Raw genomic sequence first — 19,406 nt, forward strand, 5'->3', positions numbered from 1 at the left:
TACATGGTATACGTGATGGTATGTCAAGATTGGCTATTCTATTTTCTTTGCTACCACCACCATTCTTCCATTCCTGGCAGAATATTCGCAAGTTACTAATGTCAGCAGATCATCCCCATACTCCGGAATAACATTGGTTTCATACAGGGACAATCTTTTACACTTCCTCACATATTCGTCAAACTTTTCATTCTTATCCGCATTCACAAATTCATAAAATGCAAATCCCTTTGTATCGTATACTGTAGTTTTAAACACTGCCTGCAGAGTACATCCAGACAGCAAGACACTCTATCATTCCCAAAGCACGAAATCCATGTCTTATTTTCTTCATATGTCAGTTCCTCCTTATGTCCATTTTCAGTATCATTTTCAACGGCAAAAGGCGGCAGAAAATGCCCTCACGCACTTTCTGCCGCCTGTACCCCTATTCTTCACTTAAATCACTTTTTCTCACTTATCCATGCTCTCTTCCCGGTTTCTTCTCCGGTTCCTTTGCTGGTTTGTCAGCCTGTGCCACACGTTCCTTATTCAATGCCAGCTTTTCCATGATAGACATTCCCTTTGTATCCGATTTTTCCTGCTTCTCCGGTTTTATATTATTGAGAACACCGTCAATCTGGTTATAATTTGCCTCTTCCAGTTCTTCCACTTTTGTCGAAAGGATTTTTCTCTCTCTCCGTTCCGCCAGATCATCTATACGATTTACAAACGCTTTCGCTGCTTTTACATCTTCTACAGGTTCCCCTTCATCAATGACCCCCTGCAGCCATTCTCTGATATATCCTGCATCTCCGCTTTGTAAATCACAATAAATCCGGCTCACATTTTCTTCTCTATCATCTACCGCATCCCAATATTCATAAGTATCATACTCTTCTGAAAATTTATCGATGTCCGCAGCCAGCTCCCTGCAGTCTTTGTCATAATTTTCTGCTATTTTCTGGCTTTCCAAAGCTTTTGTTTCCCTATCCCATACTTTCATTTCCGGAAACGGGCAATAGCATCCTTGATTGCCTGTTGCACCAGCGTACTATCCCGAAATTCCGGCACATGGTTGATCATATCCACATCAATCGCCTTACCACTTACCAGATCAAACTCACTGTCCATATAACGCTCAGTTCCTTCCGTATGCAGCGTAAATCCAATGCCTTTTACAGCACTCATTCTTTCTGACGGAATCGCTTCATACAAATGCACTGCTTCCTCAAAGGTAAGATTTTCATGGTATTCCCCAAAGACTCGGAAATTCCATACACTCCGCCACATAAAATGTCAATGTCTGCACCGGATGTTCCGTAACCACCTCTGCTTTCTGCTGATCGGACGTTGTTTCTCTAAAACTTTTCACTTTTTCCTCCAGATATTGATTTGCTCTGGCTAAGTATTCCTCAATGCTTCCGGACTTCTCTGCTGTGATAGGATTGATGTCTACCATCATACCTCCAACGGATAAGCCATTCTCATGAAGCATATCAAAAAATACATCTTCCCCCGTAATCTCCTCCCTGATATTCAATCACCACTTCCACATCAGAATCTTCCCTTTGAATATCTGCAGTCCGGCTTCCATATACTCTTGCTGCAGTCACTTTCACATCATACCCCGGCATCATCCACCATGCTTTGTGCATAAGCCAACACAGTTTCCTCGATGTCTACCCGGCTCATCTGGTTCAATGCTTTCTCTGGTTCCGTTTTATCAGAAACAGGCGGTACCTTTAATACTTCTTTCTTTGCTTCCCTCTGTGCCTGTTCCTGACGCACCAGATGGACGAATCCATCCAACACCGCCGGATGGCTGTCTACCAGAAAATCTATATTTCTATTTCTCTCCCAACTGTCCATATCCTCCGCTACCGGGATTGTCTTTGCCCATTCCTTGTTTTCCCGTGAAAAGCGTCCGTGCCTGCTCTTTCAGACGGATGCTGCTGGAAAGAACGTAAACAACTCGCTCCATACCATATCCGTCAAGCACTTCCTCTGCCGCATCCGGCTGCAGATGCATCCCGTCAAAATTATCACGGATAGCAGCTTCTATGGCATTTTTACAGGCAATGTTCTCGTTTCTGGATATTCGGTACTGTTCCAGTTCCCCGTGTTCTCTGGCATACGCCGCTGAGTGGGCATACACCGAAAAATATTCCTCAGATAATTTCTGCGGCTCTATGCGGTTTGCTTCTTCCACATGCTCCATGAATGACTCGTAATTCAGCACCTCGCCATCCTCATAGTCCAAGTTCTCATCTTCCAGAATTTCACTCATAGCCTCTTCTATATTTAAATCCGTATTGTCATAAACTCCTCCGTCCAACTCCCGGTAATTTCGGCTGTAAAAGGTATAATCAAATCCTTCATCCGTATGCTGGATGGTAAAATACCGTCCGCCAATCGCATAAGCAATCTGTGTCTCATGCAGATCAATCGCAACATCCATCTGCTCTACTACGGATTGTATCTCCGGATTATCCCACCCTTCTATCTCTCGGTAATCGAAAGTCATGCGGTCTATGCCGTTATAACACTGGATAAAGTCAAGACTTCCCGGAAGCGGATTGCTGTTCTGGATACCAAAGGCTTTTCTCTTATCATTTGGCAGTGAAAAGTACGCCTGCAGTGCTTCTTTTATGTCTGCATACTTCTTTATGTCCAGTGGCCCGGCTTTCTGCAAATCCTCTACCACATAATAATAGTCAATATAAGAATGCTCTGCTTTCTGCTCTTCTCTATCCTGTTGCTGTTCTAAAAACTGCGCTACTTCCTGAAATCCAAAACGATCTACATACTGAGCATGGTTCTCCCCATTCTGATGAAGCAGTACAATATCACTAACTGACAGGGAATGTCCGGTAAAATCTTCCGGACGAAACAGGTTAAACTGCTCAAAAATATCATCCAGGGTCTGTCCTTTTTGAAGCGGCGCTGTATAAATCAGCTCGTAGTTTCCCTTTTCCACCTGCAGACCGGACTTTTCCAGTAAATCCAGACTGGCGAAACGATGGTAATGCAGCTCTTCACCATCTTTTAACTGATAAATACCGAAACGGTCTGTCTCTCCTGTAAACAATTCTTTTTCTTTCTCATTTAAGAAAACAGGTGCCTCCAGTTCCTTCCTTGCATTTTCAATCACCTGTTCATGAACACGAAAATCTGGATGATGAAGCGTATCCCGAAGCTCCTGTGCCAGCTTATAGGTATCTGCCATATTTCCAGTTTTCTCCGCATAAGTGTGGAGTAATTTCCATTCCGAATCATTTAATACAGGTTCCCCAAAGTCTATACGATTGATCAGATTTTCCACCTGTTTTTCTATAGAAAGTTCTGTGCTTTCTACTACCTCTGCTTCATCTACATCAAACCAGAAATCATAAAAGACCGGGTAATCATCACCTTTTCCATTTGATGCCAATATTGACATCACCTCTGCACCCTGATCTCTGAAATACTCTTCCACATCAAGATTTGCCAACGCATCCTCATCCATTCCGGCAATATTGTTCATCTGTTCTTTTACCCATTCCCGGCTCTGATCTGTTATTTTACATACCACATAATCCGTTTCAAACTGAGAGGAAAACATAACCACCACATCACTGTCTTTGATTGGTTCCTGTTCCATTGCTTCCATTTCCTGATCAATTTTAAGGAAGGCATCCTCATTTTTCTCCATTTCTTCCTTAAGTCTGCGAAATTCCTCTCTGTTTTCATCCCATGCTTTCTGTAATTCTGCATATCTTCCCATATCTGCTCCTTTCCGGGTTATCCCTACAATGCCGCTTCCTGTTTCTTTGCCGTTTCTGCCATCGGTGCTGTTTTCTGCTGTCCGGCCTGCTTTTCTTTCATAGACTGCAGTTTCTCCATGATGGAGGACTTCTCCTGCTTATCTGGCAGTTTTTCTACACTTGCCTCTTTTCCCATCCGCAATCTTCTCTACTCTCTGCTCCAGATTTTCTATTTTATGGATGTCCTTTTCAATCTTCCCCGCATTTTTCAGACAGAAATCCTTCATGGCCTGATAAGGACGTTTCATCTGATAGAAAAATCCGCCCTCTTTTGGCTGTGCTACTTCCTGTGCTTCTTTTCCGACCATAGCTCTTCCTACATTTTTCAGCATGGGTTGTAGTTGCCCGCAATTCTCCGGCTACCTGATCGATCTTATCCATCGAACTCTGCATTTCTTTCGCACTCTGCAGCAATGACTCCCGTATCTGGGTAAGACTTTCCTTTACCCCTAAGAACTCACACACATGATTTAAGGCAGTCACACCCTGATCTTTAAAATTTTGAACAAGCTGTGCTGCCTTTTCATTCAATCTGGTTTTCATACCATGTATCTGTTCCTGCAGGTGATTGCGCCTGCCCCTGCAGATTCTGTATCAGATCGGACAGGGTATGACGTACTTCTTTTGTCTGTGGGATCTGCTGTACCTGTGCAAGCTGTGCCTTGACCGTATCCAGTTTCCAGAACGGAAAAGAAATTTTCCTCAATATCATTCATGTAATTCATCAGTAGGTGAACCGTCTGCCGGTTCTGCTCCAAATTCACATCCAGCAGGATTTTTAACAATTCCTCTACGTTTGGCATCTCTGTTTCTTTTTCTTCCGCCACTTCAATTTTTTCATTTTCCAAGGGCATTTTTTAGTCCTCCTATAAACTCGCTGCTTTTTCTCTGTTTTTGTTATTTCCTATTCCCATCTGGCTGCTCTGTTCTTTAAACTGTGCCAGTTTTTCCATAATAGAGGTACGAGCATCCTCTTTTCCGGATAAAGATGTATCTGCTTCCTCCTGCTCTTCCAGACAATCCTCTGCTCCTTTTTCATCCATGTTTAAAAGAGCATTTAATTCTGATAATCGATCCAGCTTTTCATTCAGTTCTAACTCCTGTGCAAAAGGTTTCTTTACTTCTTCTTTTGCATTTTCAAGCTGCTTTTGGGTATTGTTCAATGCTTCTTTTTCCTTTTGCAGCTCCTTTTCCATCGCATCCAGTGCATTGCCGATACGGGTCAGATTACCAAAGACATCGGTACCGATTTCCACGTTATGGCTCAATGCGCCTTTTAAATTGACCGTAAACTTCTGATAAAAGCTGTCAAACGTAACATTCATTTTAAATCCCAGATACTCTCCGATTGGTGTTGCCACATTGGGTGTTTTTACCTGTCTGCAGAAAGAAATGAGGGCAGTTCCGGCTTCCTTTTTATCCGTGTAGATACGATCTCCAAGTTTCATCGCAAAACTTTCCTTATCCGCAGGCTTCACCTCTTTGTAATGCGCCAGATCAATCTCATATGCGGCAATCATTTCTTTTGCCGCACTGATTTTCTTCGGGTAATTCTTTGCGATATTATCCTCCAGACGGTAAATCTGGCTGGTATGGTTGGCTTTTAAGAGTTTGAGCTTTGATACCTGAATGTCCAGATCCATCTTTTCTTTTATGTAGGGATTACCCGTAGCCAGTGCCTTAACTTCCGCATAGGATAATGCCGCTTCATCTACATCCTCACAGGAACGTACCGGGGATTTACTGGTCATAATCTGCCCGATGAATTTCTGTTTATTCTCAATGAGCTGCCAGGAGTATGCATCAAATGTTCCCTCTGTGATATAGCGGAAAATGCGGACTTTCGGATTTTCATTTCCCTGACGTAAAATACGTCCTTCCTGCTGTTCAATATCAGACGGACGCCACGGCACATCCAGGTGATGCAGGGCAATCAGTTTGTCCTGCACATTGGTACCTGCGCCCATTTTTGCAGTGGAACCAAGCAAAAAGCGAACCTGCCCGCTCCTTACCTTTGCGAACAGCTCCGCTTTTCTTATTTCTGTATTTGCCTCATGTATAAATGCGATTTCTTCTTCCGGTACCCCTTTCGCCATCAATTTTCTTTTGATGTCATGATATACGTCATCAAAAACTTCTGCATCTTCTTCCTTTCCATTTATTTCAGCTTTTGCTTTACCGACAGCCTTCGGTGTACGTAAGGTCGCAGAAAATCAACTGAGTAGATTTCTGCTCTGCTGTCTCTTTCCAGATGTCCAGTGCCTTTTCCACACAGGCATTAACTTTGGAATCTTCATTATCCGGCAGCATCGGATTGACAAGTCTCTGATCCAGTGCCAGTTTTCTTCCATCGTTGGTTATCCGCAGCATATTATCCTGTGACGGGTCAACCAGCCTGTCCCTGACGGCCTGCGCCCGGTCTGCAAGACTTTCCACCATTTCCTGTTGATATTCGCTGGGTTTTAACACCACATCTTCATAGACCGCCTCCGGAACCGGAAGTTTCAGCATATCCGGTGTCTGAATGTCTGCCGACTCTTTAAAGACAGAAATCAGCTCCGGCAGGTTGAAGAATTTCGCAAACCTTGTTTTCGCCCGGTATCCGGTTCCCTCCGGTGCCAGCTCAATGGCAGCGATGGTTTCCCCAAAGGATGCCGCCCAACTGTCAAAATGTCCAAGCCCCATCCTCTGCAGCGTGCCATACTGGAGGTAACGCATGTTCGTGTAGAGTTCCGTCATACTATTCGAGATGGGGGTTCCGGTTGCAAACGTAACGCCCTTTCCTCCGGTCAGTTCGTCCATGTACTGGCATTTTGCAAACATATCCGAGGACTTCTGTGCTTCGGTCTGTGCGATACCTGCCACATTCCTCATTTTGGTATAAAGGAACAAATTTTTATAGTTGTGGCTCTCATCCACAAAGAGCCTGTCCACTCCCAACTGCTCAAAGGTAACGACATCATCTTTTCTGGATGTATCATTCAGGCGTTCCAGTCTTGTCTGCAGGGATTTCTTTGTTTTTTCCATCTGTTTGATGGTGTAACGCTCCCCATTCTCCGCTTTTGCCGTTTCAATCGCCATCTCGATCTCATCAATCTGTCCTTCGATGATGCGCTCCTGACGTTCCTGGACAATGGAATTTTCTCGAACTGACTATGCCCGATGATGACTGCATCATAATCACCTGTAGCGATCCTGGAACAGAATTTTTTACGGTTTGCAGGTTCAAAATCTTTTTTCGTAGCGGCAAGGATATTTGCTCCCGGATAAAGCTGCAGAAATTCACTTGCCCACTGCCCGGTCAAATGATTCGGTACTACAAACAAAGATTTCTGGGCAAGTCCAAGCCGTTTGCTCTCCATTGCAGCCGCCGCCATTTCATGAGCTTTTCCAGCCCCCACACAATGTGCAAGCAGAGTATTATCCCCGTAAAGCTGATGGGCAACCGCATTTTTCTGATGCGGACGCAGGGTAATGTCGGGGGACATTCCCGGAAAGGTCAAATGGCTTCCGTTCGAATTCTCTGGGGCGGTTAGAATTGAAAATTTCATTGTACTTTTCGCAAAGTGCCTCCCTGCGGTCTGCATCCTGAAAGATCCAATCCTTATAGGCTTCCCGGACAGCTTCCTGCTTCTGACTTGCCAAAGTAGTCTCTTTTTTATTTAATACACGCTTTTCCTTGCCATCCTCTATAACGGTATCAAAAATACGGCAGTCTCGTAAGTTTAAGGAATCTTCCAGTATTTTATAGGCATTCGCCCTGCCTGTTCCGTAAGTAGCTTCCACAAGAGGATTGCCGCTGTCTGCATTCTTTCCCTTGATGTTCCACTGTCCGGTCACCGGGAGAATACTGCACTCCGATAACCTCTTTGTCCATCTTCCACTCCGGTGTTTCAAACACCTGCCGCATAAAATCATTGATGTATTTAGGGTCTACCCAGGTTGCACCAAGCCGTACCTCTATTTCGGAAGCATCCAGAAGTTTCGGCTGTACCCGTTCCAGTGCCGCTACATTTACGGCATATTCCGGGTTCGTTTCTGCAGATAAGCGGGCAATAGACAGCTTTTCCCGCACTTTTCCGGATAAATACTCATCACTGTTTTCCCATCCGGCATATGGGTCATCTGGGTCACTTAACGGATTCTTAAAGATCACACCCGACAGCTCTGACACAATCCGCTCATAATGTTCGGAACCGCCTAAAAGCGATTCCATGTACCGAATATCCACACAGGCTTTTTCACTCATGGAAACTGCCAGCGCTTCGAAAGGGGTATCTACGGAAGTCACCGTTTCCTGCCGTTTGATGGTACGCTTTGTAAACATATCTGCTTTGCACTTCAAGGTACCATCCTCATTTAAGACTTCCAACGAACATAGCAGACAGTAACTGGAATCCTGATTAAACGCCCGCTTATTGGTCTGGGAATTGATAAGTCCGAATTTCTTTGTAAACTCATCATACAACGCAGATAATTCTGCCTGCTTTTCCCGGATAACGGTATCTCCGTATTCTTCCAACTGATAGGCAATGAGATCATTGACGGTATCACGAAGCGAAACCATTCCTTTGATACGCTCCTGCATGGTTCCTGTCATCTCCACAGGCTTCATCACGGAACTTTCCCGTAATACACTTCCCCATCTACTACCGCATAACTGAAATTTTTCACCGATGGGTCAGCCAGAATCGTCGCTTTTTCTATATCATCTTCCAGCTCATCCAGACCGGAGTTTTCAATTTCTCCCTGTATATGGCTCATTGCTTCCTTTAGTTGTTCTTCCAGAGATTTTCCCTCTATTGGGCTGCACGTGGCTTCCATGCCATAGGGTCCGGATACCAGTTCCATCTTTCCTGCCACCATTTCCGGATGTTCAATGAAATACTGGTTCATGGCAATTCCATCTTCATTTTCTCCAAGATGTACCCAATCCGGTTCCAGATCCACCACACGGTCACGCTTCTTAAAGAACAGAATGTCAGAAGTGACTTCCGTTCCGGCATTCGCCTTAAATGCTGTGTTTGGCAGACGCACCGCTCCCAGAAGCTCCGCCCTCTGTGCCAAGTATTTTCGGACGGCAGGACTTTTCTTATCCATGGTTCCCTTAGAAGTAACTACCGCTACAATTCCGCCTGGCCGTACTTTATCCAGAGATTTTGCCAAGAAATAGTCATGGATTAAAAAGTTATGTTTATCGTATGGCTTATCCGCCACCTTATACTGTCCAAAAGGTACATTTCCCACCACAACATCAAAAAAATCCTTAGGATGGTTTGTTTTTTCAAAACCAGAAATCTGAATCTCTGCCTTTGGATAAAGCTGCTTTGCGATCCGTCCGGTCAGGCTGTCCAGCTCCACCCCGTACAGGCGGCTGTCCTGCATCCGCTCCGGCAGCATCCCGAAGAAATTCCCGATACCTATAGACGGTTCCAGAATATTTCCTTTTTCAAACCCCATCCTGCCAAGTGTATCGTAGATAGAACGGATAATTATCGGAGATGTGTAATGGGCATTTAAGGTAGACTCTCTGGCAGACGCATATTCTTCCGGGCTTAACAGGGATTTCAGCTTCTGATACTCGTTATACCATGCACCGTTTTTCTCATCGAAGGCTTCGGAAAGTCCTCCCCAACCCACATATCCGGATAAAATTTGCTGTTCTTCCTGTGTTGCAATCCGATGTTCGTTCTCAATCTGCTGTAATGTCTCAATCGCTGCGATGTTCCGTTCAAACTTCTGTTTTGCGGTTCCTGCCCCTAATGCATCATCTGTTATATGAAAATTGACAGCTCCCGTTCGATCAATCCTATCCCCCGGCTCCGTCTTTTGCACTGTAACTTCTGGTTTTACTTCAAAGTCCGGCATCAATGGCTCGACCTCGGAAGTATCCACTTCCTCTGTTTCTACCATCTCCTCATTTATTTCCGCAGTTTCTTCCTGTTCCGGTACGTCTGCTTTCCCATTCTCCGACTCTTCTTTTTCCGGCTCTGACTTCTGTGCCTGCAGATTTTTTCCAGCTTCATGCACCAGCTCATCATAAGGAATTTCCCGAATTTCCTCTGCATGATCAGAAAGATATTCCCTTGCTGCAGCCTCATTGATCAAAAAAACTGCTTTGCTTCGAATACGGTTCTAAATGTCCATCTTCTTCAATGGTTACAAGACGATATCGGATTCCTTGCCGTCCATCCTGATAGTGATAAGTAAAAAAGCCGATACTGTAATCGGTATAATCTTCTGTACTTTCCAGTGCCACCACCTTACGATGATCGTTCTGTCCCTGTTCTATCTCTGGTTCTTGAACTGTTTCTTCCGGTATTTCCGCTTCAGCCTGCAGTTTTTCTTTTGCTTTTTCCAAAGCTTTCTGTTCTTTTTCTGCCTTCCACGCTGCAAAGGCTTCTTTTGCTTTTGGAGTAAGGAAACGATCTATATCAATCAGTTTCCGGATACGTTCTGCAACTTTTGTCCATGTAAGCAAAAGCTTTGCTGTCGGCTCCATAATACTTCCTTTACTCAGTCGCAGACCCTTTCCATCATAATCTGCATAACTGTGCCACGCACCCACAAGTGCAGGACTGGAGCCTCCGATTCCATACTCATTCTTTAAAAAATCTGCCTGCTCTTTCTTGTTATGGTTGTTTAAAAAGAACTCATAAATACGGAATAACCCGCCGGACATACTGCTTCCACGACTTAACTTATAGTCAATTTCATCCTGCGTGATAAATGTTTCTACTGGCACTTCCACTTTTTTTGCTGACGGAAAAGATAGCTCTTCCCTTTTCAGTTCCTCCACGGAGGTACGGATGTCTTTCGGCTTATAAATCAGGCGGAACCTTGCTTTTACTTCTCCTCTGTCCAGTTCTCCGATTGCCTTATCCATATGATAAAGTATTTTATCAATACCCTCTGGGTTGGAAAGCATTTCCGCCAATGCCTGTTGACTGTCCGGGAAGCTACTCATACGCAGTTCCGGTTCCTCCGGCATGGTTCCGTATTCATCCCGGAAAAAGAAATAGATTTTTGACGCCAGTTCCATCCGTTCCTGTGCCGGCACATGCCAGACTTCTGCTTCCTCCATATATCTACCTGACACGATCAGTTCATGCGTATAATCTTCCACTCTCTTCCAGGATAACTTCAGCGGTGCACGAAATCTCGCCGCATTTCCCCTTGAGAAATTCATCCCTTCTTCATCGTACCAGACGCAAAGAGGCTCTCCTTCAAACGTAAAGCCTTTACCGCCCATACCATATTCCTGCTTCAAGAACTCTGCCATGGTATCCGCATCCAGACCTTTCTGGTATTTGGCATAAATACGGGAACGGCTGTTTTGCTGACCGCCGCCGCTTAACAGAACATAGTCAATCATTTCATCGGTAATCGGATTGGATGCAGCCAATGAAAATACCTCATCTGCCCGGTCAATAGAAATATTTCCACCTGTTCTGCCATACTCGGAAAGAGGTTCATCTGCTCATAAACAGGCTCCCCTCTTTCTTCTGTTTCTTTCACTTCTTCCGGTATAAGATAGACATTTTCACGGATATAATCGTCCAGAAGCTCCCTGACCGCATCCCATGACAGCTTTGTCTCTGAAGTACGGGTAAGATAATTTCCCGCCCAGACAACAAGTCCATCTTCCTCTGCTTTATACCCCACACGCTGTCCATCTACATCAAAAAGGGAATAATCCTGGTTATAACTTTCTTTAATATATGCTGTCCGCTTTGCCTCGTCCGGTTCGGAAACAAACTTCATGGCAATGTCTGGACGCTTATTTTTCATATATTCATCAAAGCAAAGGACACCACGAAGCGTATTTTCATCCTCAGAAGACAAAAAATCGGGCAGCTCATCACTGTCCGATTTTTCTGGTTCTATATGAAATTGTGGCTCTTCCGGATATTCCGGAGTAATCTCCGGTTCTTCCTTTTCTTCTGAACGGTAAATCAGTTCTGTCAGAATCATCTCCTCCGCTGACTGTCGGACGCTGTTCTTCATCTGCACCCACTTCGTCGGTTCTTTCTCTTTCAGTTCCTCGTTCACGCCGCGCCTGGCTCTGGCTCATCTGCTCTGTCAGCAGTTCCATCCTCTTCGCTCTGCTGTCCTCCTTGATGAATCTCCAGCAGGTGGTTCATCAATTTGCCGCTCAGAAGAAGCCCGGAATAAACTCCTTTCTTGTTCTCCTTCGAGATAATCCCTCCGCAGGATACCGTACTTCGTCAGCATTCCCTCCCGGCCGTCTGTCCATCTTGATATTCCGGGATGTAGTAATCGCCGTTCTTCTGATATGTCAGTTCCATAAACACTGCCCCTTTCTTCTCTATCATTCTCTTTTTTCGTTTTCTTCGATGTTCTGTTTCCGCGTTTCGCTTTTACGCTTTAAAGCATTGTAGCGTAAGTTTTGAGTATTGTCAACTTCTTTTTTAGAGATTTCCTGTTCATACACACGGATTGCTTTCCCGATTTCCATGAGAATTGGTTTACAAAGTTCCGTTGTATTGCTTCCTAACTGTGAAAGTACCGGAACCGTATTAAATTCATGGATAAAATCAAAATTCATGGAATCCTGATAAATCTTCTGCATCCACTGCCACACCTGGTAAGCAGCGTATAGGATATACTGGCCCGCAATGTCTCCCGCAAATGGACTTTCAGGGAATACTCATCCAGTCCATCCAGAAAACTTCCGTCTGTCAGATACAAAAGATCCTCTGCCACTTCTTCATAACAGTCATTGGTCACACTCTCTGCAATCTCCAGGAGCCTGTCACCAAAGGACTTCTCTGCATCCGTTTCCCCGTAGATATGTTCCAAACGTTTCATAACGGATTGTTCCTGTTCCTGCTTTAATTCCCACAGGTACGGATCAGCGCCCGATTCTGCGGGCTTTATGGACATCTGATACGTCGAATACATATTTTAACCGTGTATAGGAACTTTCCTCGGCCCATCAGGGCAATACCCTTTGCCCCTTTATTTACCCAGCAGTTTAATTTCCGGCTGTTCCAGACTTCGATGCTGGCACAGGCCGTCGCATCCGGACGCTGGGCATAAATCAATAACTGTTCCTGGAATGGTATATTTATATATCCTTGCGGCAGTGGTACGATACCGCTTCCATGCAGTCTCATTTTTTACAACCTCTTTCGCAGTTTCTTCTGCCAATTTTGAGATCATTTCATATTTTCTTGCCAAATAAAATCCCTCCTTTATTTGTTGTACTCTGCTGGACACAATCTGCTAAAATAAAACCATCATTCCGAAGAAGGAGCAAACATCATGAGACATACAGCCACATTAGAAGATGCAAACCATTCTTTGGACGAAGCGGTTTCTACATTGCAGAATCATCTCTCCAAAGTGGATCAAAAATGAACCTGAAGAGCTCAATAAATTAGCGAATGAAGATCATAAACGGACAACCTTAAAGACCAACCTGATATTGAATGAAAAATCATTCCAGATACCACCTACTGCACTCCCGAACATCATCAAGCCATCCAGTTTCAAATGGCTTCGCCCGGAAAAGCAGGCTGTTGTATCAAAATACTACCGTTATGATAAGGAAACAGATACATATGTTATTTCTGTCAAAAAACAGAGTGTTCCCTGCGAAGATATTGAAATGATTGCTCGTTCTCTTGTCCTGATCCGTAAGGCTGTCGTATGGGTAGATTTTGGCTACAACATCGGCACTGAGTTTGGTGGAAGGCATCCTGCAATCATCTTAAAAAATTTAAAGGATTCCCTGATTGTAATACCGCTTTCTTCTCAGGAACCAAAATCAATGGATTATAACGTAAAAGTTGATAAGGTTTATGGTTACCCGCTAATGCCACGTTGGGTCAATGTAACACGCATCACACAAGTCAGCTTATCCAGAGTACATTTTGAAAAGATTGGTGATGTCAAACCTTGTATTCTCAACCAAATCAGTGAAAAACTGAAAAACTGCGGTATAATTATTTAGCTATTTACATACCCTATAATGATTACAAAATCGTTTGACAAACCATACGCTTTATGCTAGTATGATGATGTAAACGCAGGAGCAATCCTGGTAATTTTGTAACCGAGAGGCTGTCATTTATGGCAGCTTCTTTTTGTTATATATGCCAGTTCCATTTCCAGTCCAAATACTCCTGTTCTGTTATCTGACCATTCGCCAAACATTCCCGCCAGACCATCCACTCATTCAAATATGCCTCCATCTGACCATAAGAAAATCTAATGCCAATAAAAGGTGACTGCGCATCGTTACTGCCCAGTGACAGAGCATATTGCTTAGGTTCATTCTCATCTCTCCGTCCTGTTTCTATTTTGAACACATGAATGGCAGCTTTGTTTTCTTCTTCCAGCCAGAAAAACATCTGCATCAAATCTTCCGGACTTCCCTGTTTTGGTCTTATAAACTGAATCGGACTTACAGAAAGAATTTCTGCCATTTTATACAGCGTATCCTTCTTTGGTTTGCGATGCCCCATTTCATACTGTGCAATCCGAATATCCGCCCCGGATTCCTTATATCCGAGCCTGATTCCCAGTTCTCTCTGTGTCATCCCACGGTATGTACGGATTCTTTTTATGCGTTTTCCCAGTGTCATTTTTTATCTCCCATCTACTAAAATTTTCCGTGGTACCGGACAACCTTTTTCCATCCATCTTCGATACGGTTCATACTTTTCAAAATCCGGACAGCTTTTTATTATATTGATCCTGCCACACCACCTCTGCATATGCTGGCAAATCTTAAAATCCCGAAGCTGCTTTTCACTGTACCGCAAATCCACATCCGGAAGCCATCTTCCTTTACTGTCCACAAATTTCTGTTTATCATAAATCATGACGAAAGGCATAAACCCCAGATTACGCAGCGTATAAATACGGAACAAATCTTCCTTCATGGTACTCCAGTAATTGGTCAGGACATACACTTTGCATTGCCCCGCCGCCGTCAGTCCTGCATCTCGGAATAATCGAAACTGTTCCTCTAAATTTTCCCGTGGGTCATCCCAGGCGAAATGATAATCTTTCACTTTTATCTTCTCAAGTGCCGAAAGAATTTCCTCATCCAAAAGCCGGACATCCATGCCACCGTTAAACTCTACCTGTGCATGAGAATCTACAAGCTGTTCCAGAAGTTCCATTTTCTCACTACAGGCAAGGAGATTCTGATCCAACAGGATAATCCTCTTCTGCCCCCGCCAGAACTCTTGCAAATCTGCCACTTTCCTGCTCACACACCCGTCCTTTTGGGGAGTAATGCAAAACCCATGATTTTTCCGTGGACATCCTCTCGTCAAAAATCCAAATGCCGTATCTTTCGTAAGCGCAGGATACAGGCTGTAATCCGGATAACTGTGTTCCATTTCATAGGGCAGAGTATTTTCCAGATCATAACCACTGCCGCCCCGGAAAATTTCATCATATCCCGGCAGCTCCGGCTCCTGTGACTCTGTAAAAATCTTACTGGCGTACAGCCTTTCATAATGACTGCCTAAAGAAGCAAATTCCACCATGTCTCCTCTGCTTTTATGGTAGGAAGAAATTTTCATAAGGGGAAGATTAGGAAAATTATGGCTGTCACAGTCCACCAATCCTATTTTCATTTGCACCTCTTTTCTGCAAGTTCAAGGGCCGCATGGAAAATCCATGCAGCCCCATCACAATGCTCTTCTATTCTTTTATCTGTCGTTTATTTACGTTTTCTTTTCACAAGCAGAACTATCATTCCACCTGCAGACACCACCATTGCTGCAACAAACAGCCAGATATTGGTATCATCGCCTGTCTTTGGTGAATTGACAGAAGTTGTATTGTTCGGTGTATCCGGTGTTCCCGGCTGGTTTTCTTCCGGAAGTTTTTCATTGGTAAGATCTAAGGTATATTCCACTACCGGAGTATGGTCATCCACGTATTCAAAAACCACCTTATGCTCTGTTTCATCCAGTTTATAACCATCCAGTGTTTTTGTTTCTTTCAGGATATATACAATGGCCTCTTTATATTTTCCATCTTTAAAAGAAGCAATCGGATATTCCCCGGACTCTGCATGACCAGCACTGTCTGTTACCAGTGTTTCCAGTACCTTACCTTTGCTGTCACAAAGAGCAAACTCTACACCTTTCATCGGCTTTTTAGTATCTTTATCCGTTTTATTTAAGATGATTTTTCCCATTGCCTGGGCATCTTCCATCTTCACAGACTGGATTTCACCTGTATCTTTGACTTCAAACGGCACTTTACTGGAAACGATATATCCCTTTGGTGCAGTTTCTTCCAGAAGTGTGATATTTTCCAACAGGCAGTTTTTCCAGATAGTGCGGTTTCTTACCGGACGTCCAGCTTTCCATCACCTCATTATTTTCATTCAGGATATAAAGTTTTGCTCCCTCAACCTCGGAACTTCCGTCTGTCATATCCACTTTGCTGATTTCTACCTTTGTAACATCATCTTTCATTTCTACTTTCTGGACTTCTGCAGTATTTTCCACGGTAAAAGTAATGCTTTCTGCTGTCACATAACCGTCTGCAGGAAGTGTTTCTGTCAGGGTATATTCTTTTCCGACTTCCAGTTCTTTGATAATGTGCGGTTCTGTACCGGATGTCCAAGCATCTACCACATTTCCATCCTGATCTGTCACTTCCAGTTTTGCACCCGGCAGCTCTTCTCCTGTAGTAAGGTCAGATTTTGTGATTTCAAAGATAGTTGCCTCATTTTCAAAGGTATACTCAAAAGTAACTTCCGGCACATCCTCTCCGGCATACTCGAAAGTAAATTCTTTGATTTCTTCTGTAGTAACAAAACCTGCAGGTGCTTTTACTTCTTTCACATAGAAGCTGCCACCCACTGGAAGATCTGCAGTAAAGAAGATTTCTCCATCCTTGTCCGTCGCTTTCTGCTCAATAATCGTATGTGCTTTTACAAGCACATCACCGTCAGCATTCTTAATATCTTCTTTTGCACAAAGGGCAAATACACCGCCCTCCAGCACACGGTCAGAATCTTTTTCTTTTTTGGTTACGATTACTTTTGCTTTCTGGCGGCTGTTCTGCCATTCAGAATCGTAAGTTACCACCGGAGTATCCTGGTCACGGTAAGTCAGATCAATGTCCCTCGGTTCTCCATCCAAAACAAATCCGTTGGCTGTTTCTTTTTCTACCACATAATATTTTCCAAGCGGCAGATCATCGCTTCTTGCAAAGCCCAGTTCATCGGTTGTGATCGTTGCTACCAGTTCATCTTTTTTGTAATAATCATCACTTTCTCCGTCAGCGGCTTTAACGTCTTCTCTGGCATAAATTTCAAAGGTAACGTCTTTCAAAGAGCCTGTTACATAATCCCAGATAGAATCCATTGCTCCTGCAACCATTTCATTCCAGGTCACTTCACTTAAGAATTCACCTTTTTTATTGATGATGATACGTCCAATCGGAACGTCATCCTTCATTTCCACTTTCTGAATTTCTGCAGTATCCGTGATCGTAAATTCCACTTCTTCGGCTTTTAAGTAGCCATATGGTGCAAATTCTTCACGCAGCGTATAGGTTTCCCCAACGTGCAGACGTTTGATGATATGTGGCTCTCCCTTCACGGAAGTCCATTTATCAATTTCATCTCCATCTTTATCCAAAACCGTAAGTGTTGCTCCATCCAGTTCCACTCCTGTAGTAAGGTCGGATTTTGTAAATTCAACCATTATCGGCTGGTTCTTAAAGATTTCTTTCAGGCGGACAACTTCTACATCCTGGCCCTGATAAGAAACTGTCACTTCGATGATTTCATCAGAAAACAAATACCATGTACGGTGCTGTCTAATTCTTTTTTGATATAATCGCTTCCAAATGGTAAATCCTGCTTCAGAAACGGCGGTCCCATCACCACCTGTTAACGGCTGTCTGCAAAGCTGCTGAGCATCTGCTTTCACAATCACTTCCACGGCTTTGATGTCTTGTTTTGCATATCAACCAAATTCTGCTCCGGCGATGGTGCTGCCGTTTTCCGCATCCTGTTTTTCCACGGAAATCTCTACTTTCTGGCGCTCATTGATAAATTCTACGCTTTCCACCACAACAGGAGTATTCTGATCCACATAGACATACTGCACATTCTGCTCTGTTCCATTATGTACAAAACCATCCGGCGCTGTTTTTCTCTACCACCTTATAATTTTCCAAGTTGGAAGAAGTTTTGATTGTGGCACTTCCTGTTTCATCTGTTGTAAGCTCTGTCACCAATGCATCTTTGGCATACTCTAAAATTCGATTTCCGGCATCGTCTTTCTGGAAATCAGCAGTATAAATATCTTCTGCAGCGTAGATTGCAAAGACTGCTCCGGCAAGGTTCTCGATCTCATATTTGAAATCTTTTCCGTAGTCTTTCAGAACCTCACCCTTTTTCACTACGGTAAACTCTCCTTTTACCGGATGGTTTTCATAAACCACTTCGATAATGGCATCTCCGGAAATCGGGTCAATCTGATACAGTGTATCACTGTCCACTTTAATTTCTACATAATTCTTGTTGATGGTATATCCATCCGGCGCTGTCACTTCTTCGATACGGTAATGTCCGATTTCTAAGTTCTGTGGAAGGATTAAATAACCGTCCGCATCGGTAAAATAAGATTTATGTACGATAGTAATTGGATAGGTAGTTACCTGCTCCACATATTTCTCATTGTCCATATCGAAAATCTTAAATTCTGTTCCAGCAGCTAGTACCGTTTTCTTTGTTTCATCGTCCTGTTTGGTGATTTTCAGTTTTGCCGAAAACTCATCATCCAGAAGCACACGCCATACCTGCGGCTCTGTCGGTTTATGTTCTGTGATTCTTACGATAAAGTCATCCACTGGTTTATAATTGTGAGGTGTAGTTGTCTCTCTAACCACATAAGTTCCATATGGAAGCGGAATGGATACCGCATATCCTTTTTTGTCGGTAAAGATTTCAGTTGCCCCATTTTCTCCGAGTACCACTGGAGTAGCGGAATCAAAATCATAAGTTCCATCTTCTTTCACGGTTAAAGAAGATACCAGATAAGCAGTAAATCCTGCGCCTTCAAGAAGTGCTGCATCGGTATTCCCGTTATTTGCTGCTTTGATAATCTGGAATGGCTGTTTTTTCACCTGTTCCGGTGAAGTACAGTCTCTTTCTACAGTGGCAACCAGATCACCCTCATAACTGCATACCAGATCATACTCGTTCTCGTCTGCAAGGTATCCTACTGGTGGAGTGATCTCTTTTACAAAATATTCGCCCAGATACAGGTTTTCAATTCTGGCTTTTCCTTCTTTATCTGTTGTCAGGGTTCCCACCTGTTCCCCGGCTTTATAAATCACACCCGTCTTTCCATCCGGATGCACAATATCTTTTCTTGCGTATACACCATATACTGCCTGTTCCAGAGAAGCATCGCCCTGTGGAACGTTTGTATTCGTTTCCGCATCTTTTTTCTGCAGAACAATCGCAGCATTTACTCGTTCATTGGAAAAAGTATGAGCAAACTGTACTTTCGCTTCCTCATCATTGGTGTAGGAGAAACGGAATGAATATTTGTCCTCCAGGTTTCTTAAATAATTTTCCGGTGCCTGCACTTCTTTCACATAATA

21 protein-coding genes and 3 pseudogenes are annotated in these 19,406 nt (G+C 43.7%); 1 reads left to right on the forward strand and 23 read right to left on the reverse strand.

Annotated elements, in window-relative coordinates:
• Positions 1–33 precede the first annotated feature (33 nt).
• From R1Y93_RS03330 to R1Y93_RS03425, 20 genes and pseudogenes are all read right to left on the reverse strand, one after another.
• A complete protein-coding gene (locus tag R1Y93_RS03330; RefSeq protein ID WP_243121704.1) occupies positions 34–258 on the reverse strand; it encodes a sortase family protein in 225 nt (74 codons plus the stop codon).
• A 199-nt stretch (positions 259–457) separates the two neighbouring features.
• Positions 458–955, reverse strand: a complete 498-nt coding sequence (locus tag R1Y93_RS03335; protein ID WP_500821617.1) for a DUF4316 domain-containing protein — start codon at positions 953–955, stop codon at positions 458–460.
• A 26-nt stretch (positions 956–981) separates the two neighbouring features.
• Positions 982–1,197, reverse strand: coding sequence for a hypothetical protein (locus R1Y93_RS03340; protein WP_500821618.1), 216 nt, complete (start codon positions 1,195–1,197; stop codon positions 982–984).
• Between the two features lie 28 nt (positions 1,198–1,225).
• Positions 1,226–1,477 (reverse strand): hypothetical protein, encoded by a 252-nt coding sequence (locus tag R1Y93_RS03345; protein WP_500821619.1) that lies wholly within the window; start codon positions 1,475–1,477, stop codon positions 1,226–1,228.
• A 1-nt stretch (position 1,478) separates the two neighbouring features.
• On the reverse strand, positions 1,479–1,619 hold the full coding sequence (locus tag R1Y93_RS03350) for a hypothetical protein (protein WP_500821620.1): 141 nt from the start codon (positions 1,617–1,619) through the stop codon (positions 1,479–1,481).
• Positions 1,603–1,851, reverse strand: coding sequence for a DUF3849 domain-containing protein (locus R1Y93_RS03355; protein WP_500821621.1), 249 nt, complete (start codon positions 1,849–1,851; stop codon positions 1,603–1,605). The genes R1Y93_RS03350 and R1Y93_RS03355 overlap by 17 nt, the downstream gene beginning before the upstream one ends.
• Positions 1,829–3,745 carry a YodL domain-containing protein gene (locus tag R1Y93_RS03360; RefSeq protein ID WP_500821622.1) on the reverse strand — a complete coding sequence of 639 codons (1,917 nt, stop codon included), beginning with the start codon at positions 3,743–3,745 and terminating at the stop codon, positions 1,829–1,831. Before R1Y93_RS03360 ends, R1Y93_RS03355 begins: the two co-directional genes overlap by 23 nt.
• Positions 3,746–3,883: 138 nt before the next feature.
• On the reverse strand, positions 3,884–4,093 hold the full coding sequence (locus R1Y93_RS03365) for a hypothetical protein (RefSeq protein ID WP_500821623.1): 210 nt from the start codon (positions 4,091–4,093) through the stop codon (positions 3,884–3,886).
• Between the two features lie 13 nt (positions 4,094–4,106).
• A pseudogene (locus tag R1Y93_RS03370) lies at positions 4,107–4,328 on the reverse strand (DUF6674 family protein); the annotation flags it as partial.
• Positions 4,325–4,633 (reverse strand): hypothetical protein, encoded by a 309-nt coding sequence (locus tag R1Y93_RS03375; RefSeq protein WP_500821624.1) that lies wholly within the window; start codon positions 4,631–4,633, stop codon positions 4,325–4,327. The gene R1Y93_RS03375 and the pseudogene R1Y93_RS03370, both read right to left, overlap by 4 nt.
• A gap of 18 nt (positions 4,634–4,651) precedes the next feature.
• Positions 4,652–5,881: a hypothetical protein gene (locus tag R1Y93_RS03380; protein ID WP_500821625.1), complete on the reverse strand. Its 1,230-nt coding sequence runs from the start codon at positions 5,879–5,881 to the stop codon at positions 4,652–4,654.
• 79 nt (positions 5,882–5,960) lie between these two features.
• Positions 5,961–7,273, reverse strand: a pseudogene (locus R1Y93_RS03385) (helicase-like domain-containing protein).
• Positions 7,206–7,625 (reverse strand): DUF8437 domain-containing protein, encoded by a 420-nt coding sequence (locus R1Y93_RS03390; protein ID WP_500821626.1) that lies wholly within the window; start codon positions 7,623–7,625, stop codon positions 7,206–7,208. Before R1Y93_RS03390 ends, R1Y93_RS03385 begins: the two are co-directional and overlap by 68 nt.
• Positions 7,531–8,400 (reverse strand): winged helix domain-containing protein, encoded by an 870-nt coding sequence (locus R1Y93_RS03395; protein WP_500821627.1) that lies wholly within the window; start codon positions 8,398–8,400, stop codon positions 7,531–7,533. The genes R1Y93_RS03390 and R1Y93_RS03395 overlap by 95 nt, the downstream gene beginning before the upstream one ends.
• Positions 8,400–9,893 carry an N-6 DNA methylase gene (locus R1Y93_RS03400; protein ID WP_500821628.1) on the reverse strand — a complete coding sequence of 498 codons (1,494 nt, stop codon included), beginning with the start codon at positions 9,891–9,893 and terminating at the stop codon, positions 8,400–8,402. The genes R1Y93_RS03395 and R1Y93_RS03400 overlap by 1 nt, the downstream gene beginning before the upstream one ends.
• Complete coding sequence (locus tag R1Y93_RS03405; protein WP_500821629.1) at positions 9,883–11,190, reverse strand: hypothetical protein; 1,308 nt, start codon at positions 11,188–11,190, stop codon at positions 9,883–9,885. Before R1Y93_RS03405 ends, R1Y93_RS03400 begins: the two co-directional genes overlap by 11 nt.
• Positions 11,157–11,837: a hypothetical protein gene (locus R1Y93_RS03410; protein WP_500821630.1), complete on the reverse strand. Its 681-nt coding sequence runs from the start codon at positions 11,835–11,837 to the stop codon at positions 11,157–11,159. Before R1Y93_RS03410 ends, R1Y93_RS03405 begins: the two co-directional genes overlap by 34 nt.
• Before the next feature lie 280 nt (positions 11,838–12,117).
• Entirely contained in the window at positions 12,118–12,354 is a 237-nt protein-coding gene (locus R1Y93_RS03415) for a hypothetical protein (protein WP_500821631.1), read from the reverse strand.
• Positions 12,351–12,617, reverse strand: coding sequence for a hypothetical protein (locus R1Y93_RS03420; RefSeq protein WP_500821632.1), 267 nt, complete (start codon positions 12,615–12,617; stop codon positions 12,351–12,353). Before R1Y93_RS03420 ends, R1Y93_RS03415 begins: the two co-directional genes overlap by 4 nt.
• A gap of 150 nt (positions 12,618–12,767) precedes the next feature.
• Positions 12,768–12,989, reverse strand: a complete 222-nt coding sequence (locus R1Y93_RS03425; protein ID WP_500821633.1) for a hypothetical protein — start codon at positions 12,987–12,989, stop codon at positions 12,768–12,770.
• Between the two features lie 109 nt (positions 12,990–13,098).
• Here R1Y93_RS03425 and R1Y93_RS03430 point away from each other — a divergent pair, with 109 nt between their 5' ends.
• Positions 13,099–13,764 (forward strand): type II toxin-antitoxin system PemK/MazF family toxin, encoded by a 666-nt coding sequence (locus R1Y93_RS03430; RefSeq protein WP_500821634.1) that lies wholly within the window; start codon positions 13,099–13,101, stop codon positions 13,762–13,764.
• Between the two features lie 136 nt (positions 13,765–13,900).
• On the opposite strand, the gene R1Y93_RS03435 is transcribed toward R1Y93_RS03430, so the two are convergent.
• The 3 genes and pseudogenes from R1Y93_RS03435 to R1Y93_RS03445 form a co-directional block, all read right to left on the reverse strand.
• Positions 13,901–14,398 carry a helix-turn-helix domain-containing protein gene (locus R1Y93_RS03435; RefSeq protein ID WP_144094044.1) on the reverse strand — a complete coding sequence of 166 codons (498 nt, stop codon included), beginning with the start codon at positions 14,396–14,398 and terminating at the stop codon, positions 13,901–13,903.
• Positions 14,399–14,401: 3 nt separating this feature from the next.
• Complete coding sequence (locus R1Y93_RS03440; RefSeq protein WP_294651137.1) at positions 14,402–15,403, reverse strand: radical SAM protein; 1,002 nt, start codon at positions 15,401–15,403, stop codon at positions 14,402–14,404.
• Positions 15,404–15,489: 86 nt separating this feature from the next.
• Positions 15,490–19,406, reverse strand: a pseudogene (locus R1Y93_RS03445) (SpaA isopeptide-forming pilin-related protein); the annotation flags it as partial.

The sequence above is a fragment of the Blautia sp. HA3515 genome (assembly GCF_059933065.1).

Excerpts from the sequence above, each read along its gene's own strand:
- R1Y93_RS03345 (WP_500821619.1), bottom strand. The coding sequence starts at position 1,477 with ATGCTTCATGAGAATGGCTTATCCGTTGGAGGTATGATGGTAGACATC.
- R1Y93_RS03350 (WP_500821620.1), bottom strand. The coding sequence starts at position 1,619 with ATGATGCCGGGGTATGATGTGAAAGTGACTGCAGCAAGAGTATATGGA.
- R1Y93_RS03355 (WP_500821621.1), bottom strand. The coding sequence starts at position 1,851 with ATGGACAGTTGGGAGAGAAATAGAAATATAGATTTTCTGGTAGACAGC.
- R1Y93_RS03360 (WP_500821622.1), bottom strand. The coding sequence starts at position 3,745 with ATGGGAAGATATGCAGAATTACAGAAAGCATGGGATGAAAACAGAGAG.
- R1Y93_RS03365 (WP_500821623.1), bottom strand. The coding sequence starts at position 4,093 with ATGGTCGGAAAAGAAGCACAGGAAGTAGCACAGCCAAAAGAGGGCGGA.
- R1Y93_RS03380 (WP_500821625.1), bottom strand. The coding sequence starts at position 5,881 with ATGGCGAAAGGGGTACCGGAAGAAGAAATCGCATTTATACATGAGGCA.
- R1Y93_RS03395 (WP_500821627.1), bottom strand. The coding sequence starts at position 8,400 with ATGAAGCCTGTGGAGATGACAGGAACCATGCAGGAGCGTATCAAAGGA.
- R1Y93_RS03415 (WP_500821631.1), bottom strand. The coding sequence starts at position 12,354 with ATGAATTTTGATTTTATCCATGAATTTAATACGGTTCCGGTACTTTCA.
- R1Y93_RS03420 (WP_500821632.1), bottom strand. The coding sequence starts at position 12,617 with ATGAAACGTTTGGAACATATCTACGGGGAAACGGATGCAGAGAAGTCC.
- R1Y93_RS03430 (WP_500821634.1), top strand. The coding sequence starts at position 13,099 with ATGCAAACCATTCTTTGGACGAAGCGGTTTCTACATTGCAGAATCATC.
- R1Y93_RS03435 (WP_144094044.1), bottom strand. The coding sequence starts at position 14,398 with ATGACACTGGGAAAACGCATAAAAAGAATCCGTACATACCGTGGGATG.
- R1Y93_RS03440 (WP_294651137.1), bottom strand. The coding sequence starts at position 15,403 with ATGAAAATAGGATTGGTGGACTGTGACAGCCATAATTTTCCTAATCTT.